26 protein-coding genes are annotated in these 26,881 nt (G+C 72.9%); 8 read left to right on the plus strand and 18 right to left on the minus strand.

Annotated features, from left to right (window positions below; genetic code table 11):
* Window positions 1-141: 141 nt before the first annotated feature.
* Window positions 142-981 carry a dimethylargininase gene (gene ddaH, locus H505_RS0104615; RefSeq protein ID WP_084549845.1) on the plus strand — a complete coding sequence of 280 codons (840 nt, stop codon included), beginning with the start codon at window positions 142-144 and terminating at the stop codon, window positions 979-981.
* Here the strand turns inward: ddaH and H505_RS39815 are convergent.
* A complete protein-coding gene (locus tag H505_RS39815; RefSeq protein ID WP_051300222.1) occupies window positions 978-2,054 on the minus strand; it encodes an FAD-dependent oxidoreductase in 1,077 nt (358 codons plus the stop codon). The genes ddaH and H505_RS39815 overlap by 4 nt on opposite strands.
* Window positions 2,055-2,104: 50 nt before the next feature.
* Between H505_RS39815 and H505_RS0104625 the strand changes: the two genes are divergently transcribed.
* The gene (locus H505_RS0104625; protein WP_034516550.1) at window positions 2,105-2,668 is read left to right on the plus strand and encodes a TetR-like C-terminal domain-containing protein; all 564 of its coding nucleotides are present in this window, start codon (window positions 2,105-2,107) and stop codon (window positions 2,666-2,668) included.
* Here H505_RS0104625 and H505_RS39820 read toward each other — a convergent pair.
* Both H505_RS39820 and H505_RS0104635 read right to left on the minus strand, forming a co-directional pair.
* Window positions 2,627-3,973 (minus strand): MFS transporter, encoded by a 1,347-nt coding sequence (locus H505_RS39820; protein WP_245592432.1) that lies wholly within the window; start codon window positions 3,971-3,973, stop codon window positions 2,627-2,629. The two genes, H505_RS0104625 and H505_RS39820, sit on opposite strands and share 42 nt — an antisense overlap.
* A gap of 16 nt (window positions 3,974-3,989) precedes the next feature.
* Entirely contained in the window at window positions 3,990-4,565 is a 576-nt protein-coding gene (locus H505_RS0104635; protein WP_026401035.1) for a helix-turn-helix domain-containing protein, read from the minus strand.
* Between the two features lie 65 nt (window positions 4,566-4,630).
* On the opposite strand from H505_RS0104635, the gene H505_RS0104640 reads away from it, so the two are divergent.
* Both H505_RS0104640 and H505_RS39825 read left to right on the plus strand, forming a co-directional pair.
* Entirely contained in the window at window positions 4,631-5,566 is a 936-nt protein-coding gene (locus tag H505_RS0104640) for an NAD(P)/FAD-dependent oxidoreductase (protein WP_034516551.1), read from the plus strand.
* A 34-nt stretch (window positions 5,567-5,600) separates the two neighbouring features.
* Window positions 5,601-6,671, plus strand: coding sequence for a hypothetical protein (locus H505_RS39825; protein WP_051300226.1), 1,071 nt, complete (start codon window positions 5,601-5,603; stop codon window positions 6,669-6,671).
* On the opposite strand, the gene H505_RS0104650 is transcribed toward H505_RS39825, so the two are convergent.
* Window positions 6,649-8,094, minus strand: coding sequence for a WS/DGAT/MGAT family O-acyltransferase (locus H505_RS0104650; RefSeq protein ID WP_026401037.1), 1,446 nt, complete (start codon window positions 8,092-8,094; stop codon window positions 6,649-6,651). The genes H505_RS39825 and H505_RS0104650 overlap by 23 nt on opposite strands.
* Window positions 8,095-8,339: 245 nt before the next feature.
* Between H505_RS0104650 and H505_RS0104655 the strand changes: the two genes are divergently transcribed.
* On the plus strand, window positions 8,340-9,017 hold the full coding sequence (locus tag H505_RS0104655; RefSeq protein WP_026401038.1) for a uracil-DNA glycosylase: 678 nt from the start codon (window positions 8,340-8,342) through the stop codon (window positions 9,015-9,017).
* A 6-nt stretch (window positions 9,018-9,023) separates the two neighbouring features.
* On the opposite strand, the gene H505_RS0104660 is transcribed toward H505_RS0104655, so the two are convergent.
* Entirely contained in the window at window positions 9,024-9,884 is an 861-nt protein-coding gene (locus H505_RS0104660; protein ID WP_026401039.1) for a hypothetical protein, read from the minus strand.
* Between the two features lie 131 nt (window positions 9,885-10,015).
* Between H505_RS0104660 and H505_RS39830 the strand changes: the two genes are divergently transcribed.
* Together H505_RS39830 and H505_RS0104670 are read left to right on the plus strand one after the other, a co-directional pair.
* Window positions 10,016-10,789: a lysophospholipid acyltransferase family protein gene (locus tag H505_RS39830; RefSeq protein WP_034516554.1), complete on the plus strand. Its 774-nt coding sequence runs from the start codon at window positions 10,016-10,018 to the stop codon at window positions 10,787-10,789.
* A 142-nt stretch (window positions 10,790-10,931) separates the two neighbouring features.
* On the plus strand, window positions 10,932-12,125 hold the full coding sequence (locus H505_RS0104670) for a DUF5925 domain-containing protein (RefSeq protein ID WP_026401040.1): 1,194 nt from the start codon (window positions 10,932-10,934) through the stop codon (window positions 12,123-12,125).
* Window positions 12,126-12,326: 201 nt separating this feature from the next.
* Here the strand turns inward: H505_RS0104670 and H505_RS39835 are convergent, their stop codons facing one another.
* From H505_RS39835 to H505_RS39840, 3 genes are all read right to left on the minus strand, one after another.
* Complete coding sequence (locus H505_RS39835; RefSeq protein ID WP_034516557.1) at window positions 12,327-13,466, minus strand: RNA-guided endonuclease InsQ/TnpB family protein; 1,140 nt, start codon at window positions 13,464-13,466, stop codon at window positions 12,327-12,329.
* 185 nt (window positions 13,467-13,651) lie between these two features.
* Entirely contained in the window at window positions 13,652-14,833 is a 1,182-nt protein-coding gene (locus tag H505_RS0104680) for a trans-sulfuration enzyme family protein (protein ID WP_026401041.1), read from the minus strand.
* A 271-nt stretch (window positions 14,834-15,104) separates the two neighbouring features.
* Window positions 15,105-15,980 (minus strand): DUF2470 domain-containing protein, encoded by an 876-nt coding sequence (locus tag H505_RS39840; protein ID WP_051300227.1) that lies wholly within the window; start codon window positions 15,978-15,980, stop codon window positions 15,105-15,107.
* Window positions 15,981-16,042: 62 nt separating this feature from the next.
* Between H505_RS39840 and rpsD the strand changes: the two genes are divergently transcribed.
* Window positions 16,043-16,648, plus strand: coding sequence for a 30S ribosomal protein S4 (gene rpsD, locus H505_RS0104690; RefSeq protein ID WP_026401042.1), 606 nt, complete (start codon window positions 16,043-16,045; stop codon window positions 16,646-16,648).
* 3 nt (window positions 16,649-16,651) lie between these two features.
* Here rpsD and H505_RS0104695 read toward each other — a convergent pair whose 3' ends face one another.
* The 10 genes from H505_RS0104695 to H505_RS0104740 all read right to left on the minus strand — a co-directional run bounded on the left by H505_RS0104695 (window position 16,652) and on the right by H505_RS0104740 (window position 26,593).
* The gene (locus tag H505_RS0104695) at window positions 16,652-17,128 is read right to left on the minus strand and encodes a MarR family winged helix-turn-helix transcriptional regulator (RefSeq protein WP_051300265.1); all 477 of its coding nucleotides are present in this window, start codon (window positions 17,126-17,128) and stop codon (window positions 16,652-16,654) included.
* 96 nt (window positions 17,129-17,224) lie between these two features.
* Entirely contained in the window at window positions 17,225-18,211 is a 987-nt protein-coding gene (locus H505_RS0104700; protein ID WP_026401044.1) for a hypothetical protein, read from the minus strand.
* Between the two features lie 21 nt (window positions 18,212-18,232).
* Window positions 18,233-19,549, minus strand: coding sequence for an MCE family protein (locus tag H505_RS0104705; RefSeq protein ID WP_026401045.1), 1,317 nt, complete (start codon window positions 19,547-19,549; stop codon window positions 18,233-18,235).
* Window positions 19,546-20,655, minus strand: coding sequence for an MCE family protein (locus H505_RS0104710; protein WP_034516563.1), 1,110 nt, complete (start codon window positions 20,653-20,655; stop codon window positions 19,546-19,548). The genes H505_RS0104705 and H505_RS0104710 overlap by 4 nt, the downstream gene beginning before the upstream one ends.
* A complete protein-coding gene (locus tag H505_RS0104715; RefSeq protein WP_051300229.1) occupies window positions 20,655-21,713 on the minus strand; it encodes an MCE family protein in 1,059 nt (352 codons plus the stop codon). The genes H505_RS0104710 and H505_RS0104715 overlap by 1 nt, the downstream gene beginning before the upstream one ends.
* Window positions 21,713-22,741: an MlaD family protein gene (locus H505_RS0104720; RefSeq protein WP_026401048.1), complete on the minus strand. Its 1,029-nt coding sequence runs from the start codon at window positions 22,739-22,741 to the stop codon at window positions 21,713-21,715. Before H505_RS0104720 ends, H505_RS0104715 begins: the two co-directional genes overlap by 1 nt.
* Window positions 22,741-23,820 (minus strand): MCE family protein, encoded by a 1,080-nt coding sequence (locus H505_RS0104725; RefSeq protein ID WP_026401049.1) that lies wholly within the window; start codon window positions 23,818-23,820, stop codon window positions 22,741-22,743. Before H505_RS0104725 ends, H505_RS0104720 begins: the two co-directional genes overlap by 1 nt.
* Complete coding sequence (locus H505_RS39845) at window positions 23,817-24,938, minus strand: MlaD family protein (RefSeq protein ID WP_064743475.1); 1,122 nt, start codon at window positions 24,936-24,938, stop codon at window positions 23,817-23,819. Before H505_RS39845 ends, H505_RS0104725 begins: the two co-directional genes overlap by 4 nt.
* Entirely contained in the window at window positions 24,935-25,789 is an 855-nt protein-coding gene (locus tag H505_RS0104735) for an ABC transporter permease (protein ID WP_026401050.1), read from the minus strand. The genes H505_RS39845 and H505_RS0104735 overlap by 4 nt, the downstream gene beginning before the upstream one ends.
* Complete coding sequence (locus H505_RS0104740; RefSeq protein WP_026401051.1) at window positions 25,790-26,593, minus strand: MlaE family ABC transporter permease; 804 nt, start codon at window positions 26,591-26,593, stop codon at window positions 25,790-25,792.
* Window positions 26,594-26,881 lie beyond the last annotated feature (288 nt).

Consider the following 26,881-nt stretch of genomic DNA (forward strand, 5'->3'; position numbering starts at 1 on the left):
ACGCAACGTTTCGCCTCGGGTCGGGGCGAAGCAGCAACGAAACGCCAGATGAGCGCAAGGTTCGCGCATTGGTTCGCGGCGCGCGGCTTCTTAGGCTTTCGATAAGTCGGATTCTCTCTTCGGAAGCCTGTGGAGACACGCATGACCGTCATGCCGGCGATGGAGCCAGCACCCGCGCGGACCGCGCTGCGGCGGCACTACCTGATGTGCCGCCCGGACCACTTCGCCGTCACGTACGCGATCAACCCGTGGATGGACCCGGCGGCGGGCGCGGACGCGGGCCGGGCGGTCGCGCAGTGGGAGGCGCTGCGGGACGCGTACCTGGCGCTGGGGCACGAGGTGAGCCTGATCGAGCCGGTGGCGGGGCTGCCGGACATGGTGTTCGCGGCGAACGGCGCGCTGGTCGTGGGCGGCCGGGTGTACGGGGCGCGGTTCGCGCACGCGGAGCGGCGGGCGGAGGGCCCCGCGTACGCGGCGTGGCTGCGGGCGAACGGGTTCGCGGTGGTGCGCGAGCCGGAGCACGTGAACGAGGGCGAGGGCGACTTCCTCACGCTCGACCACGTGATCCTGGCCGGGACGGGCTTCCGGACGGAGATCGCCGCGCACCAGGAGGCGCAGGAGTTCCTCGGGCGTCCGGTGGTGACGCTCCGGCTGGTCGACCCGCGCTTCTACCACCTGGACACGGCGCTGTTCCCGCTGGGCGGCGACAACGTGGCGTACTTCCCGGGCGCGTTCTCGCCCGGGAGCCGGGCGGTGCTGGAGCGGCTGTTCCCGGACGCCGTCACGGCGGACGAGCGGGACGCGGCGGTGCTCGGGCTGAACGCCGTCTGCGACGGCCGCAACGTGGTGGTCAACGCCGAGGCGGAGGGGCTGATCGGGACGCTGCGCGCCCGGGGGTACGAGCCGGTTCCGGTGGACCTGTCGGAGCTGCGCAAGGCGGGCGGCGGCCCGAAGTGCTGCACGCTGGAGCTGCGCGGCTAGAAGTAGTCGGTGGCGGAGCGGAGCCACTTGACGTACGACTTGGTGGACCGGGCGTCCGGGACGAGCCCGGTGAGCGGCCCCTGGCGGCTGGGCATCTCGGTCGCGACCATGCGGGCGACGCGGCGGACGGTCCTGGCGCGGGCGCGCTCGTAGGCGCGCGGGTCGCCGGGGGTGCGGCTCAGCGCCCAGGCGTCCTCGACGGCCTGGGCGGCGCCCATCGCCATGGCCGGGGGCATCGTGTGGACGGCGTCGCCGAGGAGGGTGGTCGGGCCGCGCCCCCAGGTGGACGGGACGCGGTGCAGGTGGTGCGGGTAGAAGCCGGCGGTCTCGGCGTGTTCGAGCACCGCGGGGAACGGGTCGGGCCAGCGCCCGAACCGCTCGCGCAGCCGGTCCAGGATGCCGGGCGAGTCCCAGAAGCGGCTTCCGGGCTTGGCGCGCAGGTCGAACCACCACAGGGCGCGGCCGTGCCCGGCGGGGGCGATGCTGCCGAGCGACCGCCCGTCGGAGACGAGCACGGTCCGGCCGCCGCCGGCGATGTCGGACGGCAGGTCGGTGAACGCCTGCCAGGTGGCCCAGCCGTTGAGCCGCGCCTCGCGGCCGCCGAGGGCCCGCCGGACGACCGAGCGGCGGCCGTCGGCGCCGACGAGCAGGTCGCCGCGCGCGGTCCGCCCGTCGGCGAAGACGAGCTCCGCGCGGTCGGGGTCGACCTCGGTGATCTCGTGCCCGTAGCGGACGGGCACGCCGTCGGCGAGGCGCTCGACGAGTTCGCGGCGGGCGATGTGCAGGGCGGGCAGGCCGTCGAAGGCGCGCTCGACGGCGGTGAGGTCGATGGCGCCGAGGCGGCGGCCGCGCGGCGAGAGGCTCACCATCGCCTCCAGCCGGCGGCCCGCGCCGTCGAGGTCGACCTCGAACTCGCGCAGGATGCCGGCGGTCGCGGGCCAGATCGAGATCGAGCCGCCTTCGGTGCGGAGTTCGGGCGCCGCCTCGTACACCTCGACGTCGTGGCCGGCGAGGGCGAGGCCGCGCGCCGCGCTCAGTCCCGCGACACCCGCGCCGGCGATGAGTACTCTCATGTTCGGAACCCATTCTGAGACTTACAGTATCTGATACTAGGAGTATCACAATGATGGCTCGGGGGCGCAAGCCCGATCCCGCGGTGGACGCGCGCATCAAGCGGGCGGCGGTCGAGCTGCTGGTGGCGAAGGGGCCGTCGTTCACCGTGGACGAGGTGGCCGCGGCCGCCGGGGTGGGCCGGGCCAGCGTCTTCCGCCGCTACGCGACGAAGCGCGACATGCTGCTCGACGCGATCCGCGCCGCCATGGACGCCCAGGTCACGGCCGTCCCCGACACCGGCTCACTCGAAGGCGACCTGCTGGTGATCGTCACCGAGACGCTCGCCGTCTGGAACGCGCCCGAGTTCGCGGAGCGGACGCGCGAGATGTTCGGCGAGGCGGGCCGCGACCCGGCGGTCGGCGAGATCCTGCGCACCGCCATGCGCGACCGGATGGCCCGCAGCCGGCCGATCTACGACCGGGCGATCGAGCGCGGCGAGCTGGCCGCGGACGCCGACCTGTGGCTGCTGTCGGACATGGTCGTCGGCCTGGCCGTGTACCGGGGCCTCATCGGCGTGCCGCAGCCCGACCCGTCAGGCATGGTCCGCGCGCTGCTGCACGGCTTCGCCCGCTGACCCGCCCGGCCCCACGGGGGCGAGGCGGGCGAGTTCGCGGCGGGCGAGGCGGCGGGTGCGCAGCACCCCGGCGACGCCGACCGCCCAGACGAGCGCCTGCACGGTCCACGCGAGGCGGAACGCCTCGGGCGTGTACTCCCGGCCGGGCGACGCGGCGTCGAGCACGACCCCGACGAGCAGGATGGTGACGAGCGCGCCGACCGAGCCGCCGACGTTGACGATGCCGGTCGCGGCGCCGTGCCGTCCGGGCGGGTTGAACGTCCGGGCGTAGTCGAAGCCGATCATGGCGCCGGGGCCGCCGAGCGCGACGCACAGCACGAGGACGACCAGCAGCCAGGCGGGCGCGGGCGGCGGCCACGCGAGCGTCGCGGCCCACGCCCCGGCGTTGAGGCCGACGATCCCGAGGACGAGCCACGAGCGGCGCAGCGGGTGCCGCGCCACGAGCCGTCCGATGTAGGGGCCGGACACCATGTTCGCCAGGACGAACACGGTGAGGAGGGTCGAGGCGGTCGCGGGCTCCATGCCCTGGCCGGACACCAGGTACGGGTAGCCCCACATCAGGGCGAAGGCGTTCGAGGCGAACTGGGTGACGAAGTGCGTCCAGAGGCCGAGGCGGGTGCCGGGCTGCCGCCACGCGGCGCGCAGGTCGCGGCCGATCTCGCGCGGCGTCGGGGACGCGGCCCGCGCGGCGTCGGGCGGGGCGTCGCGCAGCACGGCGAGCGCGAGGACGCCGACCAGCACGCCGAGGGCGGCGGCGGACCCGAACGCGGCGCCCCAGCCGGGGCCGTGCAGCAGCGCGACCAGCGGGACCGCGCTGAGCACCTGCCCGAGCTGCCCGAGCAGGCCGGTGAGCTGGGTGACGACCGGGACGCGCGGCGCCGCGAACCACGCGCCGACGATGCCGAGCACGCTGATGAAGGTCATGGCGTCCCCGGCCGCGACGACGACGCGGGCGGCGACGGCGAGCGGGACGGACGTCGCGGCGGCCATCAGCGCCTGCCCGGCGGCCATCAGCAGCGCCCCGCCCGCGATCATCCGGCGCGGGCCGACGCGGTCGAGCAGCAGCCCGACGGGGATCTGCAGCCCCGCGTAGACGAGGAGCTGGACGACCGTGAACGTGGCGAGGATCCCGGCGGACGCGTCGAACCGGTGCAGGGCGTCCTCTCCGGTGACGCCGAACGACGTCCGGTGCAGGATCGCCGCGACGTAGGCGGCGATGCCCACGCCCCACAGCGCCCACGCGACGGGCGCGGTCCTGGTCTCTCCGGTCTCCTGGGGATGCTGGGGGGTTTGGGCGTTCTGCACGGAAAGCCAATGTATGTCACTTCCGTCTGGGTTGTGCGCGCATGTGCAAGCGCTCACCCTGCGGCCCCATCAGGCAGAGCACCTCGACCGGCCCGCCGACGCCCGCGAACCAGTGCGGCAGCCGGGTGTCGAACTCGGCGGCCTCCCCCGGCTCCAGGACCAGGTCGCGGTCGCCGAGGATGAGCCGCAGCCGCCCGTTCAGGACGTACAGCCACTCGTAGCCCTCGTGCGTCTTCGGCTCGGGCTTCCCCGGACGCTCCGGATGGATCATCTTGAACGCCTGGATGCCGCCCGGACGGCGCGTCAGCGGCATGACGATCAGGTCGCCCCGCTTCTGGGGCCGCAGCCGGACGCGCGGGTCGCCGACCTCGGGCGCGCCCACCAGCTCGTCCAGCGGCACCTGGTACGCCTGCGCGAGCGGCAGCAGCAGCTCCAGGCTGGGCCGCCGCTTGCCCGACTCCAGCCGCGACAGCGTGCTCACCGAGATGCCGGTGGACTCCGCGAGCGCGGACAGCGTCACCTCCCGCTCCCGGCGCAGCCGCCGCAGCCGCTCCCCCACGCCCGCCAGCACGTCCTCGATCGGTTCGCTCATGCGTCCATTGCAGTTTCGGCAACGAAGTTTGTCAATCCCGCAGGGCGTCGCGCATCCTCGGCGGCATGAGCGAACACCTGGGGAACGAGCAGCGGGAAGTACTGATCATCGGCGGCGGCCCGGCCGGGCTGAGCGCGGCCCTGGTGCTGGCCCGGGCCCGCCGCCGCGTGACCGTCGTCGACTCCGGCGAGCCGCGCAACGCGACCGTCGCGCACATGCAGGGGTTCCTGTCCCGGGACGGGATGCCGCCGGAGGAACTGCGCAGGATCGGCCGGACCGAGGTCCGCGGCTACGGCGGCGAGATCGTCGACGGCGCCGTCGAGCGCACCGAGCGGACCGCCGGCGGCTTCGCCGTGACGCTGCGGGACGGGACCGTCCTGCACGGCCGGCGGCTGCTGGTGGCCACCGGCGTCGTCGACGAGCTCCCGGACGTCCCCGGCCTGCGCGAACGCTGGGGCCGCGAGGTGCAGATGTGCCCGTACTGCCACGGCTGGGAGGTCCGCGACCAGAAGATCGTCGTACTGGCGACCGGCCCCATGTCGGTGCACCAGGCGCTGCTGCTCACGCAGTGGTCCGCGGACGTCGCGCTCGTCACCGCCGAGGCGCCGCAGGGAGCGGACGCCGACCGGCTCGCCGCCCGCGGCGTCACCGTCGTCCCGGGCGAACCGGCCCGGCTCGCCGTCGAGCGCGACCGCGTCACCGGCCTCGACCTGGCCGGTGGGGAGACCGTCCCGTGCGACGCCGTCTTCCTCGGCCCGCGCATGGTCGCCCGCTCCGGCCCGCTGACCGACCTCGGCTGCGAGCTGACCGAGGACGGCCAGGTGAAGACCGACCAGTTCGGCCTCACCAGCGTGCCCGGCGTGTGGGCGGCCGGGAACGTGGCCAAGCCCGCCGGACAGGTGATCATCGCGGCGGCCGACGCCGTCTGGACCGCCGGGCTGATCAACATGGACCTCATCGAGGAGGACATCGAGCGCGAGCTCGCCGCCCGCGCGGCGTGACCCCGCCCGCGCCCCGGTCCGTAGGGTGGCGGGCATGGACGGCGAGGCGCGGTGGCGGGACGAACGGGCGGCGCTCGACGGCGCGCGGGCACGGCTCGGGGAGGTCGCGGACGGCCTGTACCCGGACGTCCCGCGCGTCGCGGGCACGCCGCTGCGGTGCGCGGACGGCTGGGTTCCGGACGCGCCGGTCCCGCTCGGCGACGTCCGGCTCGCCTGGGACCCGGCGCCCCCGCCGCCCGCCGTCGCCGCCCCGCCGGACGGCCTGCCACCCGGGTACCGGACGTACGCGGAGGCCCTCGGGGCGCTCGCGCCGCCGGCGGTGTTCGAGGACCGCCCGGCCTACCGGCTCGTCGCCGTCGAGCCGCCGGCGGACCGGCCGGTGCTGCGGCTCTCGCCCGCGCGGTACTTCGACGGGGTGAACGTCGGCGAGGCGGTCGCGCACGAGCTGGCCGCCGGACGGCGCGGCCTGCGGGACCGGATCGGCGACCCGTGCGACCTCGCCCGCCGCACCGCGCTCCCGGCGATCACGACCGTGACGCTGACGGCGTCCGGGACGTACCTGCTGCACCGGCGCGACCCGGCGAAGGTGGCGCACGCGGGCGGCCTGCTCCAGGTGATGCCGGTCGGGGTGTTCCAGCCGCTCCGCGCGGCGGACGAGCGCCGCGACCTCGACCTGTGGCGCTGCATGGTCCGCGAGTACGCCGAGGAGGTGCTCGGCCGGGACGAGGACTACGGCGCCGCGTTCGACCAGGACGCGTGGCCCTTCCACCGCGCGCTGACCGCCGCCCGGACGGCCGGGCGGGCGCGCGCCCACCTGCTCGGCATCGGCGTCGACCCGCTGACGCTCGCGCTGGACGTGCTGACCGCCGTGGTGTTCGACGACGACGCGTTCGCCGAGCTGTTCGGGGACGCGGTCGAGGTCAACGCCGAGGGCGAGGTGGCGCGCGCGCCGTTCGACGGGACCGTCCCGGCGCCGATGCAGCCCGCCGGCGCCGCCGCGCTGGAACTCGCGTGGCGGCACCGGGAGGCGCTCCGGGTCACCCCGTCTCCGGTCAGTCCGTCACCGGTCAGTCCGCGACCGGTCAGTCCGCCACGAGGGCCTTGAGCTCGCCGAGGGCGTCGTCGAGGTGGTCGATGATCTCGGCCGGGTCGGGGACGAGGTCGCGGCAGGCGACGATGCCGATGTCGACCGTCCCGTCGTAGGAGAACACGGTGATGTTGAGGCCGCCGCTGACGTCCGTCACCACCGAGATCGGGTAGTAGCCGAGGACGCGCGCGCCGCACAGGTAGAGCGGGAACTGCGGGCCCGGCACGTTCGAGATCACCAGGTTGATCGGGCGGAGCGAGACGGCCGCGCCGGCCTGCAGGACGAGCCGCGTCAGCGGCCCGGCGACGGGCGCGGGGACGAGCCCGCTCAGCTCCCGCACCCAGCTTCCGGACGTCACGGCGAAGCGGCGCTTGACGAGGTCCATGTCGCGGCGGACGGCGGTGAACCGGCCGGCGGGGTCGGGGATGTGGGTGGCGAGCGGCACCGTCATGATCGACACCTGGTTGCACGCGTCGGTGGTGGACCGGCCGCCGCGCAGCGACACCGGGACGCCGGCGACGAGCGGGCGGTCGGGCAGCTCGCCGCGCTTGTCGAGCCACTGCCGCAGCGCGGTCGCGCACAGCGCCATGACGACGTCGTTGACGCTGCCGCCGAGCCCCCGGCCGATCCGCTTGACCTCGTCGAGCGGCAGCTCGCCGCAGGCGACGGCGCGGCGCGGGCCGATCGGCCGGTTGAACGGGGTGGGCGGCGCGCTGGACCGCGGGACGCGCGGCAGGCCCTCGCGGCGCAGCGCCCCCTGGACGAACGCGGACGCGAGGCCCACGCCGGGGATGGCGGCGACGCCCGGGATCTCGTCGGCGTGCGGGACGGCGCGGGCCATCGACAGCGCGGCCTTCACCGGGTGCAGCGCGGCCTTGAGCAGGCCGGTGCGGAGCATGTCGCCGAGCGCGGGGGCGCGCTCGGGGATCCGGTCGGGGTCGGGGTGCACCTCGCGGGGCTCGGGGGTGAGGTCGAGCAGCGCGGCGAGCGTCTCGGCGGCCATGACGCCGTCGGTCGCGGCGTGGTGCACCTTGGCGTAGACGGCGGTGAGGCCGCCTTCGAGCCCCTGGACGAGCACGATCTCCCAGAGCGGGCGGGCGCGGTCGAGGGGCCGCTCGTGGAGCATCGCGACGACCTCGGCGAGCTGCCGCCGGGTGCCGGGCGCGGGCAGCCCGATCTCCGAGATGTGCCGTTCGGGCGTGAAGTCGGGGTCGTCCTCCCAGTAGGGGTGGTCGAGGGAGAAGGGGACCTGGACGAGCCGCTGCCGCAGCGGCGCGGCCAGGTGCGCGCGCTCGCGGATCAGCGACGCCACCAGCGGGGCGGTGAGCCGCCCGCCGGGGCAGCCGGCCGGGTCGACGACGCCGACCCCGGCTATGTGCGCGTGCGTGGTGCCGGTCTCGGCGTGGAGGAAGGTCGCGTCCACGGTGGTCAGCTGGCCCATGCTCTCGTCCCGTCCGCTCGTCGTGCGCCTGCCTACCTCTTGAGAGTTATGTCGTGGCCGGGCGGCGGGTCAACATTGTGAGCGAGAAGAAATAAGGTCTTAACGGGGCATTCCCCCCTCACCTCGGCGTATTTTGAGCAGGTTTTCACGAAGTTTTGATTATTTTCCGCGCGACCCCGGTCAGGAAATCTCACCGGCCCCATCAAGCCGCGGCGTGTCCGATCATCTCGCTAGGGTGTGGCGCCATGACGGCACGCCCCCTCTCAGAGATCGTCGAAGCCGGCTGGGCGGACGCGCTGCGGCCCGTCGCCGGGACGATCGCCGCCGCCGGGGACTGGCTGCGCGCGGAAGTCGCGGCCGGGCGGCGGTACCTCCCCGCCGGGAACATGGTCCTGCGCGCGTTCACCCAGCCCTTCGACGACGTCCGCGTCCTCATCGTCGGGCAGGACCCCTACCCCACCCCGGGGCACGCGGTCGGGCTCAGCTTCTCCGTCGCGCCGCACGTCCGGCCGCTGCCCGCGAGCCTGATCAACATCTTCCGCGAGTACTGCGACGACCTCGGCCACCCCGAGCCGTCCACCGGCGACCTCACGCCGTGGGCCGAGCAGGGCGTCCTGCTGCTCAACAGGGCGCTCACCGTGATGCCCGGCAACATCGGCTCGCACCGCGGCAAGGGCTGGGAAGAGGTCACCGAGCAGGCCATCCGCGCGCTCGCCGGGCGCGGCCGCCCGCTCGTCGCGATCCTGTGGGGACGCGACGCCCGCAACCTCAAGCCGATGCTCGGCGGCGTGCCCTGCATCGAGTCGCCGCACCCGAGCCCCCGCTCGGCCGACAGCGGCTTCTTCGGCTCGCGCCCGTTCAGCCGCGCCAACGAGATCCTCCAGAAGCAGGGCGCGCCGCCCGTCGACTGGAAGCTGCCGTAGGCCCGCTCAGCTCTCGTCGGGGAGGCGGCGCAGCAGCGCGGCGAACTCGTCCGACCCGGACGGCGTCGCGTCCGGGTCCAGCGGGGTGAGGCGGCGCTCGCCGTGGCTCCAGTACACGCCCGGCGCGCACGGGTCGTCGGCGTCGCCGTGCATCTCGCGGACGACGTCCGCGAACACCGGCAGCACCTCCAGCACCGCCGCCGACGTGATCGGGTACAGCAGCAGCGTGCTGTGGCACGGGACCCCGACCAGCGCGCCGTGCTCGTTCGGCCACGGCAGGAACTGGTCGACCTCGCTGAGCAGCGCCGACACGTACCGGCTGCCCGGCTTCGAGACGACGCGGACGTCCCGTCCCGGCAGCAGCGGCTGCACCCGGACCTCGACGTCGGCGAGCTCGCGGTCATGGGTGTTCGTCATCACGTAACCGAGCTTGTGCAGGCCGAGCAGCCCGGCCCGCGCCTTCGTCAGCGGCCCCCCGTAGCGCGGGTGCTCGATCATCACCATCGCGTCGAAGTGGTCGCCGGCCGGGACGACGACGAGCCCCTCGCGCTCGCGCGGCGCGAGCTTCGGCACGATCCGCAGCCGCAGCAGCTCGCGGACGTCCCCGAACAGCTCCATCTCCCCGACCGCGAGGAACGCGCGGTCGCCGACCTCGCGCACCCACTCGTCCACCACCTTCGGCCATGCCGCACGGGGCTCGCGGGCGCAGCGCTCCAGCACCGTCCAGCTCGACGCCCGCGCCTCCGACCGGCCCACCGGCAGCACGACCTCCGAGGTGCCCGGGTCGAACCACGCGGTCGGCGCGAGGTCCGGCAGCACATCGCGGATGAGCGCGTGCACGTCCGCCGCCGCGTCCAACGGTTCCATTGCTCATCCCCCTCCACGGTTACGGGATCACGTCACACCACAACCTTCTCAGAGACGACCCCGGTTGTGCGATGCATCGCGGTTCTCCGCTCTCGGTCGCTGATCACCATGAGCTCAAGTACGGTGCTGACATGGCCGAACACGTGTACCCGCCGGTGATCAAGACGGCTAAGGGAGTCTTCAAGGCGCTCAACCTCAAGTTCCGTCTGGAGGGGACCGAGCAGATTCCCCGCACCGGGGGCGCGGTGCTGGTCAGCAACCACATCAGCTACCTGGACTTCATCTTCGCCGGGCTCGCCGTCCACCCCGCCGGGCGGCTCGCGCGCTTCATGGCGAAGAAGGAGATCTTCGACAACCGGATCGCCGGGCCGCTGATGCGCGGCATGCACCACATCCCGGTGGACCGGGAGGCCGGCGCCTCCTCGTACGCGGCCGCGCTCAAAGCGCTCAAGGGCGGCGAGATCGTCGGGGTGTTCGCCGAGGCGACGATCTCCCGCTCGTTCACCGTGAAGGAGATCAAGTCCGGCGCGGTGCGGATGGCGGTGGCGTCCAAGACACCGCTGATCCCCATCGCGCTCTGGGGCCCGCAGCGGCTCTGGACGAAGGGCCGCAAGCGCCGCCTGTTCCAGCGCAACGTGCCGGTCACCATCCTCATCGGCGAGCCGATGTACCCCAAGCGCGGCGACGACTACGAGGCGGTCACCGCCGAACTGCACCGCCGCATGTCGGAACTGCTGGACCGGGCGCAGCGCGAGTACCCCGACGTCCCCAAGGAGAACGAGCGCTGGTGGCAGCCCGCCCACCTCGGCGGGACCGCGCCGACGCCCGAGGAGGCCGAGAAGCTCGACCTCAAGGAGGCCGAGGACCGCAAAGCCGCCCGCGAACTCCGCGGCGGCTCCTCCTGACGGCCCGCCCCGGAGCGCCCCGGAGCGCGCCCCCGGCCCCCGAACCCCCGCGAGGCGGACGAGCCGCACCCGCCGTGACGAACCCGTCCGGTTCGGCTAATTCGGTGGACGCCGTCCGCCGCGGGGCCTGATCATCGAAACCATGACCACGCCGCACGAGCCGTCGCAGGAGGTCGTCCACCTGATCACGCCGAGGGAGCCCGGGGAGAGCGCCACCGCACCCGGCCCGGACGCGGCGCTGCCCGTGGTCTTCAACCTCAACGACGGCAACTCCCCCGCCGACGTGATGGACGTGCTGTCGCTGCGGCCGTTCGCGTCCGGGGAGCAGCCCTGGTCGCGGTCGACGCGGCTGACGCACGTCCGCCCGGAGGCCCCGCTGCGCCCGGACGGCGCCCGGCTGGTGCGGGTCGCGCACGAGAAGGGCAAGGAGTCGGTCCTCGCCGAAGGCGACGGGTGGACGCTGCTCAGCAACAAGTGGAGCAGCGGCATCGCCTACGTCGCCGTCTCCGCGGTGAGCGACGACCTGGCCGAGTCGGTCCTCGCGGCGTCGGTGCAGGACGCCACCGACCCGCCGAAGACCGACGAGACCAGCGTCGAGATGGGGTTCTGGCACCAGGCGCCGCACGGCCCGGTCCGCCAGGAGCGGGCCATCTCCGCCGACCCGTGGGACGACATCCGCGCGAACTACACCGCGCGGGTCGCCGACGACCTCGACGCGGTGATGAAGCTCGGCGCCGACGACGTGTCCGGCCGGCTCCTGCTGCTGCACGGCCCGCCCGGCACCGGCAAGACGACCGCGCTGCGCGCCCTCGCCCGCGCCTGGAACGACTGGTGCGACGCCGACTGCGTCCTCGACCCCGAGTCGCTGTTCGGCACCCCGAGCTACCTGATGAAGGTCACCGTCGGCGAGGACGACGACGAGGGCCGCTGGCGGCTGCTCATCCTCGAGGACTGCGACGAGCTGATCCGCGGCGAGGCCAAGCAGTCCGCCGGCCAGGGCCTGTCCCGGCTCCTCAACCTCACCGACGGGATGCTCGGCCAGGGCCGCAACGTGCTCGTCGCGATCACGACCAACGAGGACCTCGCGCGGCTGCACCCCGCGGTCGTCCGTCCGGGCCGCTGCCTCGCGCAGATCGAGGTCGGGCGGCTCACCCGGGACGAGTCCGCCGAGTGGCTCGCCGGGCCCGACGGCGCGGGCGACCCGGACGGCTCCCTCGCCGCCCAGGTCGGCCCCGAAGGCGCGACCCTCGCCGAGGTCGCGGCGCTGCGCAAGGGCGAGCGCCGCACCCTCGACCAGGACGAGGACCCCGAGACCGACACGGGCTTCTACCTTTGACGCGCTCCCCGGCTTGAATGCCGGGCATTCGGCCTGTGCCGCTTCGTTGCCGGTGCGGTCACTTCCGTGGCTTCCTGCTTCACCGGGCTGTGCCCTCGGCCGGGGCCGGGGGTCTTACCTGCCCTCCACAGGCGTTTAAGGTCTCCGCCTCCCCCGGGGGGACGCCCTGGGGGTTTCCGTCCGGCGGCGACCGGCAAAGCATCACCCGGAGGTGATGCGGCGCCCCTCGTGAAGAATGTTGCGGGCGGCATTGACGTCCCGATCATGCCCGGCCCCGCAGTGCCCGCATGTCCAGTGGCGGACGTGCAGGGGTTTGGGGCCGTCCCGGTACCCGCAGCCCGAGCACAGCTGCGAGGACGGGAACGCCCGGTCGACCCGCGCGAACGTCCGCCCGTACCGGCGCGCCTTGTACTCCAGCATCTTGGTGAACTGCGACCAGCCCGCATCATGCACCGATGCGGCAAGGCGGGTGCGCGCCAGCCCCTTCACACACAGATCCTCGACATAGACCGCTTGGCTTTCGCGGACCAGAGCCGTGGACAGCTGGTGATGGAACTCGCGGCGCGCATCAGCGACCCCCGCGTGAGCGCGGGCGACTTTGAGACGGGCCTTGTCCCGGTTGGCCGATCCTTTCTGCTTGCGTGACAGCGCCCGCTGCGCCCTACGCAGCTTCTTCTCGGCGCGGCGCAAGAACCTGGGGGAGGCGATCTTGCGACCGTCGGAGGTCACGGCGAAATGCTCCAGCCCCAGATCGATCCCCACATCGCAGCCCGCACCGAGGCCCTCGCCGGGGCCGGGCTCACCGGTCCCACCGCCGGTGGTCTCGACCACGAACGAGCAGAAGTACCGGCCCGCCGTGTCCTTGACCACCGTCACCGTCGGCGGCACCGACGGCAGCCGCCTCGACCACCGCACCTTTACCTCGCCGACCTTCGGCAGCGCGAGCTTGCCACCCGGCGTGATCTGCCAGCGGGCGTTGGCGGTGAACCGGATCGACCGGCGAGAATCCTTGCGGGACTTGAACCTCGGCGCCCCCACCTTCGGGCGTCTACCGGCCAGCCCGTCGAAGAACGCCCGGTAGGCCGCCTCCAGGTCCCGCAGCGACTGCTGCAGCACCACCGCCGACACCTCGCCCAGCCAGGCACGCTCGGGCGTCCTCTTCGCCGCCGTCATGGCCGCCGACAACTCGGCCGCCGTGACGTACGGCAGCCCCGCCTCGCGGGCCTCCTCCCGCGCCCGCAAGGCGTCGTTATAGACCACTCTGGCGCAGCCGAACGCCCGCGCGAGGGCGTTCTGCTGCCCCCGGGTCGGGTAGATCCTGAAGGAGTACCTGAGCTGCACGTGACCACAGTATTACTCTCCGGATGCGCGCGGAAGCGGGACACCGGAACCGGCCCGGTCCCATGCCGGGTGACGCCGGATCGCCCCGGGGGCGATCCGGCTTTTCCTGTCCCACTCCGCGGGAGGGGCGGCTTCACCCCCGCCCTGAAGGGCGGAGCACTGCCGACAAAACCGGTAGCGCCCGCTCAGTGCGCTTTGGCGAGCGCCCGCTCGATGTCCTCCCACAGGTCGTCCGGCGCCTCCAGCCCGACCGACAGCCGGACGGTGCCCTCGCCGATGCCCGCGGCGGCGAGGGCGGCGGCGTCGAGCTGCCGGTGCGAGGTGCTCGCCGGGTGCATGACGAGCGACGCGACGTCCCCGAGCGACGGGCCGAGCGCGATGAGCCGCACCGCCTCGGCGAAGGCGCGGCCCGCGTCCCGTCCGCCCGCCAGTTCGAACGACAGCACGCCGCCGTGCCCGTCCGGCAGGAGCCGCGCCGCCAACCCGTGCTGCGGATGGTCAGGGACGCCCGGGTAGTGGACGCGCGTGACGGACGGGTGCGCGGCGAGCCGGCCCGCCAGGTCCAGGGCCGTCGCGCTCTGCCGGGCGATGCGCATCGGCAGGGTGGCGAGCCCGCGGACGGCGAGCCAGGCCGCGAACGGGTCGGCGGTCGAGCCGAGCTCGACGGAGTGCTCCCACACCCGGCGGTGCACGTCCGCGTCGGCGAACACGGCGGCGCCGCCGAGGATGTCGCCGTGCCCCCCGATGTACTTCGTCGTCGAGTGCACCGCCACGTCGGCGCCGTGCGCGAGCGGCGCGAACAGCACCGGCGAGAAGGTGTTGTCGACGACGGTCAGCACGTCCGTGCCCGCGAGCGCCGCCGCCAGGGCGGGGACGTCCGTGACGTGCGTCGTGGGATTGGAGATCGTCTCCAGGTACAGCAGCCGCGTGCGGGGGCGCAGCGCGTCCCGCACCTCCGCCGGGTCATCGCCGCCGACCCGGGTGACCTCGACGCCCCACCGGTCGGCGAGGTCGGTCAGCAGCGCGTGCGTCCCGCCGTACAGGGACGCCTGCGCGACGACGTGGTCGCCGGACCGCAGCAGCCCCGTCAGCACGGCGTTGATCGCGCCCATCCCCGACGCGGTCGCCAGCGCGCGGGCCCCGCCCTCCAGGTCGGCGAGGGCCTCCTCCAGCGCCCGGACGGTCGGGTTGCCCATCCGCGAGTAGAAGAACGCCTCGTCCGGCCCCCCGAACGCGGCGGCGAGCGCGTCGGCCGAGTCGAAGCCGAACAGGTGCCCCTGGTAGATCGGCACGCCCAGGGGCCGGCTGCCCGCGGGGATCGGGACGGGCGGGTGGACGGCGCGGGTCTGCGGGTCGCGTGCGGTCATGGGTCCAGCGTGCGAGCCGCGCCGGCGGCCGGGTAGAGCCAATCGGGGCGAGTGGCCCGCAGGAGGGGCCCGGTCTCGGGCGCGCCCGATCGGTGCGGACGACCGTCGCCCGCCCACCCACCCCGCGAGGGCGGGCAGGCGATCGGATCCGCCCCGGCCGGGCCCTCGGGGCCGCGACCGGTGCAACGAGCATGACCCGGCGCGGGCGTCCACCGCATCCGGGAGACCACGGCCATTCGCGCGGATCCTCGATGTACGGGTCGCGGCGCGCCTACGGGTTCGCGCGGGCGAACAGGGTGCGGTAGGCGCGGCGCAGACCGTGGACGTCCCGCACCGGTTCGGGGAACGGCAGCCGGAGGTCGCAGGTCACCGCCCCGTCCGCGCACGGCATGCGGCAGCGCAGCCACAGCCCGTGCCGGTCGATGCCCAGCGGCCGCACGGCGTCGCACGTCCCGTCCCCGAGGTCGGCCAGGACGGACGCGGGCAGCAGGCCGGTCAGCTCGCCGCGGTGCGCGGCGTCGAGGTGGGTGAGCATCCCGGCCTCGACGGCGACGAACGGGTCCGGCGCGGCGGCCGCGTACTCCTCGGGTTCGAGGACGGCGCTGCCCCACGCGTCGTCGATCTCGACCTGCGCGACCTCGAGGGCGAGGATCGTCCACTGGCTGCCCTCGTCCGCCTCGCCGCCGCCCGCGCCCCGCGGCGGCGGGACGGGCGCGGCCAGGTCGAGCAGCTCGGGGCGCGGGTGCGGGCGCGACAGCCGCAGCGCGGCGTCGCGCAGTTCGGCCGCCGGGACCTCGGTGAGCCACCCGTGCAGCCGGGCGCGACCCCGCACCCGGTCGGGCAGCGGGACGGGCGCGACGTCGCAGATCCGCAGCGTCGCGGGCAGGTCGGGCTCGCCGGCGAGCGCGGCGACGATCGGGGACGACGCGGGCAGGAGCAGCAGCGGCCGCCCGTCGAGGTCGGTGGTGTGCGCCGGGACCGGCGCGTAGGGGACGCCGGCCGCGACCAGCACGCCGTCCGCCATGCCGTAGGCGAGGGTCCGCGCCCGTTCCGCCGGCGTGGGCCCGGAACGGGCCTCCGGGCTCCCGGCGCCGGCGCCGCGCGGGCCGCCGCCGTCCTGCTGCTCGGTCTCCGCTCGTCGCACCATGCCTCCTTGCTATGTTGGTTAGGCTTACCTAACTTAGGACTACCTAACCACTTGGAGCCTGCATGAACAACCCCCGGCCGAAGGTGCGGCTTTCGCGGGCGCTCGGCATTCCGCTGACGCCCAAGTCCGTGAAGTACTTCGAGGCGCGCCCGTACCCGCCCGGCATGCACGGGCGGGCGCGGAAGACGGAGTCCGACTACAAGGTGCGGCTGCGCGAGAAGCAGCGGCTGCGCGCGCAGTACAACATCCGCGAGGCGCAGCTCCGGAACGCGTTCGAGAAGGCCGCCAAGTCCGGCGGCAAGACCGGCGAGGCGCTGCTGGTCGACCTCGAACGCCGGCTGGACGCGCTCGTCCTGCGGGCGGGCCTCGCGCGGACGATCTACCAGGCCCGCCAGTTCGTCGTGCACCGGCACGTGCTGGTGAACGGGCGCCGCGTCGACCGTCCGTCCTACCGGCTGGAGCCCGGCGACGTCATCACGATCGCCGAGCGGAGCCGCGCGATGGACGCGTTCCGCGTCGCCGCCGCGGGCGGGCACACCGAGCACGTCCCGCCGTACCTGGACGTCCGGCACGAGGCGCTCGCCGCGCGGCTCACCCGGCTGCCGGAGCGCCCGGAGATCCCGGTGCTCTGCGACGAGCAGCTCGTGGTCGAGCACTACTCGCGCTGAGCGTCAGCGCAGGTCGAGCTCCTCGCGGGCGTGCGCGCGGAGCGTGCGCAGCGACTCCACCAGGCGGCGGCGCCCCTCGTCGGTCAGCGGGCCCGCGAAGTGGCGGCGCAGCGTCTCCGCGTGCACCCGCATCGCCTCGTCCAGCTTCGCGCGGCCGGCGTCGGTCAGCTCGACGAGCCGGCCGCGCCGGTCCCCGGGGGCGGCGTGCCGCGCGACCAGGCCCGACTCCTCCATCCGGTCGATCAGCCGGGTCATCCCGCCGCTGGTGAGGATCAGCTCCCCGGCCAGTTCGCCCATCGACGCGGACCGGTCGGGGCCGGCGGCCGACAGCCGCAGCAGCACCTCGAACGCCGCGTGCCGGATGCCGCAGCGGCGCTCCAGCTCCCGGCCCGCGATGCGCTCCAGCAGCGTGACCGTGCTCAGCAGCGTCCCGAACTCGGCGATCACCCCGTCGGGCGCGCTCGTCGGCTGTTCCGTCATCGCCGCCATCATGCCCGCCTTCGTCCGCATTCTCAGCAGAACGCGCCGCGCCCCGCCCGGCTTCCGCCGGGCGGGGCGCGGTCGCGGTCGGGGGCTCTAGTTCCCGGGCTTCTCGCTCGTGTCGGGCTTCGGCTGCTTCGGCTCCCCGCCGCCGGACGTCCCGCCGGTGGGGGTGCCCGCCGGGAGCTGGCCGGCGGTCGAGTCGTCGGTGCCCGAGGCGTACTGCTTGGTCACCTTCCACTCGTCGTCGATCTTGCCGAGGGACAGCCGCAGCAGCGTGCCGGGCGCGGACGTCGAGCCCTCGCTCGTCGTGACGTCGATGTCGACCATCACCACCGCGGTCGCGAACCGGCCGTTCACGCTGCCGACGAACGTCTGGTTCGTCTTGGACGACAGCGCCAGCTTCGGGTTCTCCTTGAAGGTGTTGCCGAGGTTCGGGAGCGTCGACTGCTTGAAGCTCTCCAGCAGGTCGCCGCCCATGAGCTTCTGCGCCTTGTCCATCTGCGCCTGGTAGTTGGACGCGTTGTAGTTCAGCGCCACGTCGCCGTAGGCCGACGCGACCTCGGCGACGGCCGCGCGCTCGTCCGCCTCGGACGTCGCGCCGCTCGCGGTGCGCCACTGCCAGACGGCGAGGCTCGCGAGCAGCGCCGTGAGGACGACGACCGCGATCAGCGCCGTCCGGCTCATGCCGAGGTACGTCGGTTCGGGCACGGCGGCGGGCTCGCGGGGGGACGGCTTCACCCGCGGCTTCGCGGGCTCGCCGCCGCTCGCCTTCTCGCCGGCCTCGTCCTCGTCGGCCTCGCCCTCCGGGGGCTCCAGGCGGGCGGGACGCGGCTTCGGCTTCGCCGGGGACGCCTCGGGCTTCGGAGGCGCGGCGGGCGCCGCGTCGCCGGGGTCGTCCGCGGACGTCTCCGCCTCCTCGGCGTCGAGGGCCTCGAGCACCTCGTCGAGGTCCTCGTCGTCGATGACCTCGATGACCCGCACCCGCCGCTTGCGCTTGGCGGGCCGCGCCGCCGGACGCTCCGGCGTCGCCGCCTCCGCGGCCTCGTCCGTGCCGACCTCGTCGACGTCCCTGCTGGACATATGGGGTAACTCCTTAGGCTCTCAGTCCTCGTCCCGGCGGCGCAGCCGGGACAGCCGGGACACCACGGGCACCGAGCCCGCCATGACCCTGATCAGCACCATCAGCGCGATCACCGGGGGCACGTACATCAACCACGGCGGCGGACCGCCGCCGGCGTCCTCCTGCGCGGCGGCCTGCTGCGCCCGCAACTCCTCCTGCCGGCCGATGGACGGATCGTGCGTCGGGATCGTGTCCCCGGGGTTCTCGGCCTTGAAGGGGGCCTGCTCGGTGTCCGCGGGCATCCGCCCGCCGGGGCAGGTCGGCACCTTGTTCACGGCGGGCTGCGGGAGCGGGTACTTGTACTCCAGCGCCGCCTGCTTGTGGACGGTGAGCATGAACACGACGTTCAGGATGGGCGCGTCGTCCGTCCCGCCGATGACGTTCTGCAGGACGACCCCGAGCTGCGGCGCCTTGGCCAGCGTGTCGTTCAGGTCGCGCAGGATGTCGGGGTTGTAGCGCTTCAGGCCCCAGTCGCCGAGCGACTGCACCGTGCACTCGAAGTCGGGGCCGGTCTTCTCCAGCAGCGTGTTGACGGTGTCGAGGAGCTTCGGGCCGCGGTCGCGCAGCTCGGCGATGTCGCCCTTCACCTGGCCGAGCGCGGCGGTCAGCGCGGCGAGGTCGTCGACGCCGGCGCCGAGGCTGCCCCGGTTCTGGTTGAGGACGGCGGTGATGCGGCCGAGGTCCTTGGTGAGCCCGTCGAGCAGCTCGGTGTTCTGCGCGAACGTCGCGGTGAGCTGGTCGGAGCCGTTGACGATCTGCCGGAGCGAGGTCTCGCGGCCCTCCCAGCCGGCGGCGAGCTCCCGGGTGAGCACCTTGGCGTCCTGCGGGTCGACGGCCCGCAGCGTGTCGAGGACCGAGGCGAACAGGTCGCTGTACTTGGGCGGCACGCTCGTCTGCGACACCGGGATCACCGCGCCCGCCTCCAGCGGCGCGGCGGCGGCGGACTTCGGGCCGGGGGTCAGCTCGACGACCGGCTCGCCGACCGCCGACTTGCGGGCGGCCGCCGCCGTGACGCCCTCGGGGACGTCGACGCCGCGCTCGATGTCGAGCGTGACGACGACCTTGTCCTTCACCAGCTCCACGGAGTCGATCTTGCCGATCCGGAGGCCGAGGTAGTCGACCTCGAAGCCCGGCTGGAGGCCCGGCGACGACTCGAACTCCACGGAGATCTGGTACGGCCGCTCGATGAAGTCGAACTTCACGACGTTGCCGAACGCCCACACGACCATGATGACCGCGAGGACGGCGAACGCCAGCAGGTTGATCGTGACGCGGTCGAACGCGAACCGTCTCTTCATCGGCGCGGCTCCAGCATCTTCTCGAGGCCCGGCAGCAGGCCCTCCAGCTCCCGGGGGAGCTGCGGGGAGCCGGCGTTCCGCTGCTGCTCGCCGGTCCCTCCGCCGGTCCCTCCGCCGGTCCCGCCGCCGGCGGATTCGCGGACGCCCGGGATCACCGGCGTGCCGTCCGGCCAGACGAGTTCGAGCAGCGGGTACAGCAGCAGCTGCCCGTCGTAGGTGGCGAGCGGGATCTTCGTCTCGAACTCGACCATGCCGTCCACCAGGGTCGTCAGCCGCTTCCGGCTGCTGCCCAGCTGGGCCAGCACGGGATCGATGTCCTGCAGCAGCCCGCGGAACCGCTCGATGCGCCCCGCGAGCACCTTGTTGTTCAGCTCGCGGGCGGCCCGGGTCAGCTCGTCCACCGCGTGGATGATCTTTTCCTTGTTCTCGTCCAGCAGCCGCGTCGTGCGCTCGATCTGCTCGGGCGCCTCGGCCAGGACGTCCTCGCGCTCGGCGAGGTCGCGGCCCAGCTTCGCGAACTGGTCCACCGACTCGGCGAGCGCGCGCCGCTGGTCGGCGAACACCTGCACCAGGCCGGACGCCTTGGCGATCGTCATGTTGAGCTTCTCGCCGTTGCCGTCGAGGGCCGTCGCGCCCGCGTTGACGACGTTCGCGAGGTCGTCGCCCGCGAGGGCCTGGATCAGCGGCCCGGCCTGCCCGACGACGTCCTCGAACGCCGGCTGCACCCGGGTGTCGGCGATCTTCCCGCCGTCGGCGATGAACGGCCCGGCGCCCATGCTCGCGCCGGGCGGCATCTGCAGGTCGACGAAGTTCTCGCCGAGCAGGGACGTCACCTTGATCTCGGCGCGGGTGCCCTGCGGGACCCGGACGCCGTCCTCGAGCGACAGCGTCACCTCCGCCCGGTACCCCTCGACGAGCTCGACCTTCATGACGCTGCCGACCTTGATGTCGGACATCTGCACGCTGTGCCCGGCGACGAGCCCCTGGACGTCGTCGAACGTCGCCGTCAGGGTCAGGTCGCCCTGCGGGGCGCCGGCCGTCCGGTAGGAGCAGCCGGACACCGCGACCGCGACGGCCGCCGCGAGGACGAGGATCAGCCCGCGCATCAGTTGCCTCCCTCGTCGTCCCACGGACAGTTGGAGTTGGGCGCGGGCAGCGGGCAGCCGACCTCGTCGGTGTCCATCAGCCCCTTGAGCCAGGTCCGCACGAACGCGTCCGTCGCGAAGCGGATGTACAGCGACTTCGTCTCCGGGTCGTAGCCGCCGATGAGCGCGTCGCTGATGCCCGGCATGACCTCCACGAGCTGCGCGAGCTCCTTGGAGTTGCCCTTGAGGACGAGCGCGGCGCGGGTGAGCACCGCCAGGTCGTACGGGAGCTGCCCCTCGTACTTGTCGAGGAGTTCCTGGCCGTTGTCGGCGAGGACCAGCATCCCCTTGATGAGCTCCTGCAGCTCGCCGCGCTCGCTGCTGAGCACCCGCGTCGCCTCGCCGAAGTTGCGGATCAGCGTGCCGAGCACCTGCTCGCGGCCGCGGACGACCCCGGCGAGCCGGTCCAGGTTCTCGGCGACCTCGATCAGCTCCTCGTCCTGCCCGGCGACGTTCTCGACCAGCCGGGCGCTCTGCTCCAGCGTGGCGTTGAACTGGCGGCCGTTGCCCTGGACGGTCTCGGCCGCGGTGCCGAGCGCGCCCTGCATCTTCGTGGGGTCGAGCGCGTCCGCGAGGTTGGTGAAGGCGTTCAGCGCGTCGTCCACCTCGACGGGCACGTGGGTGCGTTCGATCGGGATCGCGTCGGCCTTCTCCTTCGGCTGCCCCGGCTTCCACGCCGGGTGCAGGACGAGGTTGCGCTCGCCGATCAGGTTCAGCGGGACGATCGACGCCTGCACTCCCCGGGGAAGCGGGACGTCGTCGCGGATCGTGAACGTCACCTTGATCTTGTCGCCGATGTTCTGCACGGACTCGACGCGCCCGACGTCGGCGCCCATGACCTTCACCTTCGACTCCGGGTAGAAGGAGCGGGCCTTCGGGAAGTAGACGGTCATCGTGCGGCCGTCGTCGGACGCCGGGACGAGCGAGCAGCCGCCGGCGGACGCGGCGAGGGTGAGGCCCAGCACGGCGGCGAGGGCTTTGCCGCGGGCGGCCAGGGCGCGGGGGAAGCGGCGCGTCATCAGTTGCCTCCCTGACCCGCGGGGCGGCGGGTGGAGATCGGCCCCGGCGGCTGGATGGGGCCGAGGCCGGTGAGCAGCCCCTCGATCCACGGCCCGTCGCCCTTGAGGTTCGCTACCTGCTGGAACGTGGGGCCGAGGAGCGAGAAGTCGGCGTTCAGCGCGTCCATGTTGGGCGCGAGCCGGGTGGTGAGCAGGTGCAGGTCGCCGAGGAGCTTGTCCAGTTCCTTCTGGTTGCTCTCGATGACGTTCGACAGCGTCCGCACGGTCCGGCTGCCCTGCCCGATCGTGGCGGAGAGCTCGTCGCGGCGCCGCACGAGCGTCTGCAGCAGCACCTGGCTCGAATCGATGATCTCCCGGAGCTGCTGGTCCTTGCTCGCCAGCGTCCCGGTGATCTGCTTGCCGTTGTCGATCAGCTTCTCGATCTGCGGCGCCTGGTCGTTCAGCATCTCCGACACGTCCCGGAGGTTGACCAGGATGCGGTTCAGCTTCTTGGCGCCCGGCGACTCGATCTTGTTGATCTGGGTGAGCAGCTTGTCGATGTTCTCCTGGTCGAGCCGCCCGACGATGTCGTGCGCGCCCTCCAGGGCGTCCGGGACGGTGAACGGGACGCTCGTGCGCGCCAGCGGGATCCGCCGCCGCGACTCCGGCAGCGACTCCAGGTACGGCTTCGCGACCGGGCCCGACAGCTTCAGGTAGCGGCCGCCGAGCAGCGTCGTCGTGGTGACCTCCGCGCGGGTCTGCCGGCCGAGGTCGATCCCGGCGTCCACATGCCAGGTGATGATCACCTTGCCGGTGTCGAAGTCCGGTTCGACGCCCGTGACGCGGCCCGCCTTCACCCCGGCGACCCGCACGTCGTCGCCCGCCTTGATGCCGGCCACGTCGGTGAACTCGCCGCTCATCGTGTAGCCGCGGTCGAACAGGTGCAGCTGCCCGACGGCGAACGCGAACGTCACGGACGCGCCGAGCACGGCGAGGGTCACGATCGCGACGAGCTTCTGGTTGACGTCGCGCAGCGACTTCAGCGCCATCACTCGCCCCCCTTCGTCAGCATCGCCCGCAGCTTGTCGAGCTCCTGCTGCGTGGGCTCGTCCGTCCCGGGCGCCTTCGGCAGCTCCATCTCGAAGGGGCACGGCGCCTGGACGATGTTCAGGCAGAGCGCGTTGGTGCGCAGGAAGTGCCCGCCGTTCGCGGCCGAGAACAGCTGCCGCAGCGTCAGCGGGAGCCGCTGCACCATCTGCTCGAGCTGGTCGACGTTCAGCCGGAACGTCTCGCTCAGCTCACCCAGGTTCCGGATGATCCGGGCGAGCTGGGCGTCGTTGCCGCCGAGCACCCGGTTCAGGTTCGTGGTGACGCCGGCGATCTGCACGGTCGCGTTCTCCAGGAGCTGCCGGTTGTCGGCGAACACCTTGACGAGCGACTCGAGGTTGTCGATGCTCGCCGCGATCTGCTTGTCGCGCGTCGCGACCGCGCCGCTGACCGTCTCGTAGTCGTCGATCATCTTGCTGATGGTGTCCTTGCGGGACGCGAACGTCTGGAGCAGGACGTCCAGGTTGTTCGTCAGCACCGAGATGTTCTGCTCGTTGCCTTCGAGCGCCTGCGAGAACGAGAAGAGGATCTTGTTGAGCTGGTCGGGGTCGAGGTTGCGGGTGAGCGGCCCGAGGCTGTTGACGATCGCGCCGAGGTCCACGACCGACTGCGTGTGCCGCACCCGGTCGCCGTCGTCGAGCATCTCCTTGCTCGACCCCGGCTCCAGGTAGACGACCCGCTGGCCCATCACGTTGCGCCAGCGGATCGCGGCGGTGGAGTCCGCCGGGATCTTCAGCTCGGTGTCGACGGCCATCTCCACGCGGGCCTTGCCGCGCACGACCTCGATGCCCTCGACCCGGCCGACCGGGGTGCCGGCGACCTTCACCAGGTCGCCGTCCACCAGCCCGGTGACGTCGTCGAACGTCGCGGTCAGCCGGTACCGGTCGGCGAACGACGTGCCGAGGATCTGCTGGCCGATGAAGAACGTCAGCAGGCCCGTCACCGCGACGAACACGACGAACTTGGCCGTCGTCCGGTGGTCGGGACCGCGCGCGGCCTTGCCGCGCGGCCGCCGGCTCACGGCCGCCTCCCGTTCGTCCCGTCGGTTCCGTTCGTCCCGTTGGTGCTGTTCGTGGTGTTCGTTCCGTTCGCGTTCGCGCCGTTCCCGAAGGACGTCTCGAAGGACGTCGTCGGGCACAGGTCGCGGATGATGGCGCACATGTCGAGCGGCAGCCGGTTGGACGCCTGCGCGATCATCGTGCCGTCCGGCCCCGGGATGCGGATGATCTTCGCGAGCAGCCGGAAGAACCCGTTCAGGCTGTCGATCAGGACCGGGACGTTGCGCAGCTGCCGGTTCGCGACGTCGGCGACGTCCGCGGCGCCGTCCACGACGTCGCCGAGGTTGCCGCCCTGCCGCTGCAGGGTGCCGCCGACCCGCTCGCCGAGCACGCTCGCCTCGTCCAGCAGCCGCGTCACCTTGTCGGGCTTCTCGTTGATCACCGCGGACAGCTCGTTGACGTCGCCGGTGAGCGCGGTGACCGTGTCGCCGCGGGTGCCGAGCGTCTGCGAGACGCCGGCGATGTCGTTCAGCAGCGACCGGATCACCCCCCGGCTCCGGTGGGTCGCGTCGACGACCTTCGCGCCGTTGTCGATCGTCCGGCGCAGCGCCGGGCCCTGCCCGGACAGCCCGGTGCCGAACGTGTGCAGCAGCGTCGCGACGTCGTCGGGGTTGATCGCCTGGGTCAGTTCGTAGGTGGGCCACGCCGTGTCGGCGAGCTCCTGCGGGTCCCTGGTCTGGGCGATGCTGCCGCCGTCGTCGAGGTAGGGGCCGCTCAGCTCGTGCGCGCCGAGGTCCAGGGTGAGGTCCTTCGGCCCGAACACCGACACCGGCTCGATGGACGCCACGGTCGTGTCGGGGATCCGGACGCCCTCGTCCAGGCGGAGCCGGACGCTCACCCGGCCGTCGTCGCGCAGCTCCAGCGAGGCCACGGTGCCGACCTCGATGCCGCGGATCTTCACCTCGGACTTCTCGGGGTCGAGGCCCTGCCCGGCCGTCCCGAACCGCGCCGTGTAGTACGTGGAGCCGCCGTGGTCCTGCGTCGCGCCGACCGCGATCAGCGCCGCGGACGCCGCCAGGACGCCCGCGCCGACCAGCCCGAAGACCGTCCGGGAGCGGGCGGAGAGTGTCTCGTCGCTCATCCGGTCAGCTCCACCGTGCTCCCGTGGCCCCAGAAGATGTACGACAGGACCAGGTTCATGAGGATCATCAGGATCGTGGACTCCCGGATCGCGCGGCCCGCGGCGACGCCGACGCCGACCGGGCCGCCGGCGGCGTAGTAGCCGCGGTAGCAATGGACGAACATGATGATGAACGCGAAGATCGCCACCTTGATCACGCTGTAGAACACGTCGATCGGCGGCAGGTAGAGGTGGAAGTAGTAGTCGTAGATGCCGGGCGACAGCCCGAAGTACTGGATCGTGATGAACCGCGTGGCGAAGAACGCCATGAACAGTGACACGAGGTAGAGCGGGACGAGCGCGATGACGCCCGCCGCGACCCGGGTGCACACCAGGTAGGCGAGGGAGTTGATCCCCATGACCTCCAGCGCGTCGATCTCCTCGGAGATCCGCATCGCGCCGATCTCGGCGGTGAAGCCGGTGCCGACCTGCGCGACCAGCGCGACGCCCGCGATGATCGGGGTGACCTCGCGGACGTTGGAGTAGCTGGAGATCAGCCCGGTGAACGCCTCGGCGCCGATGCGCTCCAGCCCCGGGTAGCCCTGGAGGCCGACCATCGCGCCGGTCGCCAGCGACATCGTGGCGATCACGAAGATCATGCCGCCGCCGATGACGAGCGCGCCGACGCCGACGGTGATGTCGCTGACCTGCTTGGCGAGCGTCTTGCCGTACTTGCGGCGGATGATGATGTCGAAGAACAGGTGGTAGAGGACCCGGCCGAGGAACACCGGCAGGTTGGCGGAGGCCGTGAGGCCCGCCGTCCGCGTCTGCACGGCCCGGCCCAGCTTGCGTACGGGGGAAATGGCGACCATCTAGAACTTCCGGGGGATGAGGACCTGGTAGACCATCTCGACGACGTAGTTGATGGCGAACACCACGATCGAGGTGACCACCACCGCCCGGTTGACCGCGCGGCCGACGCCGACGGGCCCGTAGTCGCAGTTCATGCCCATGTAGCAGGCGACGGCGGCGGCGACGAAGCCGAACACCCACGCCTTGAACAGGGTCACGACGAGGTCCGAGAACTGCAGGAGGGTCGTGGCGCCGTCGAAGAAGGCGCCGGGGCTGACGCCCTGCTGGATGACGTTGAAGTAGAAGCCGCCGAGCACGCCGGCGAGGATCACCACCGAGCACAGCAGCGCGGACACGGTGCTGGCCGCCCACAGCCGCGGCGTGACGAGGCGGTGCACGGGGTTGATCCCCATGACCTCCATCGCCGACAGCTCGTCGCGGATGTTGCGGGCGCCCATGTCGGACGTCATCGCCGAACCGCCCACGCCGGAGACCAGCAGCGCGGCCGCGAGCGGCGCGACCTGCTGGATCATCGCGGCGACGAGCAGCGCGCCGGTGCCGGACGCGGCGCCGAGCTGCCGCGCGATGTCGCCGACCTGCAGCGAGATCGTCGCGCCGAGGGGCACCGCGATCAGCATGACCGGGACGGCGGTGACCCGCGCGAGGAACCAGCACTGCTCGATGAACTCGCCCCACCACTGGCGCAGGTCCCAGCTGCGGCGCAGCCCCTCCAGGAGGGTCACGCACAGCAGCCCGGTCTCGTCGAGGGTGCGCTCGACGCGCCTGCGCGCCAGATCGGGGGCCCGGGACAGACTCAGCGCCATCAGCCGGCGACCTCCCCCTGGGGGACGGGGCGAAGGGTCATACCAGCCTCCTTCGTTCTCGGACGTCGGCGCTCATCCGATACGCCGGCCCTCCGCCGTCCGGAAAAGGGCGCGCGACGTCCAGGTTCCTCTCGCGCGCCTTCCGGTCTCGGCCGAGATCCGGTACCACATGCGAAAGCCCCGGCTCGCCAGAGCACGCGGGCCTCGCCTGTGATCTGCCGCACTCTATTAGAAGAAGGTCTAAGAATCGAGTACTTACATCCACCTTTGTCCGAAGCTACGATCTCG

The organism is Actinomadura rifamycini DSM 43936 (genome assembly GCF_000425065.1).
Lineage (GTDB): Bacteria > Actinomycetota > Actinomycetes > Streptosporangiales > Streptosporangiaceae > Spirillospora > Spirillospora rifamycini.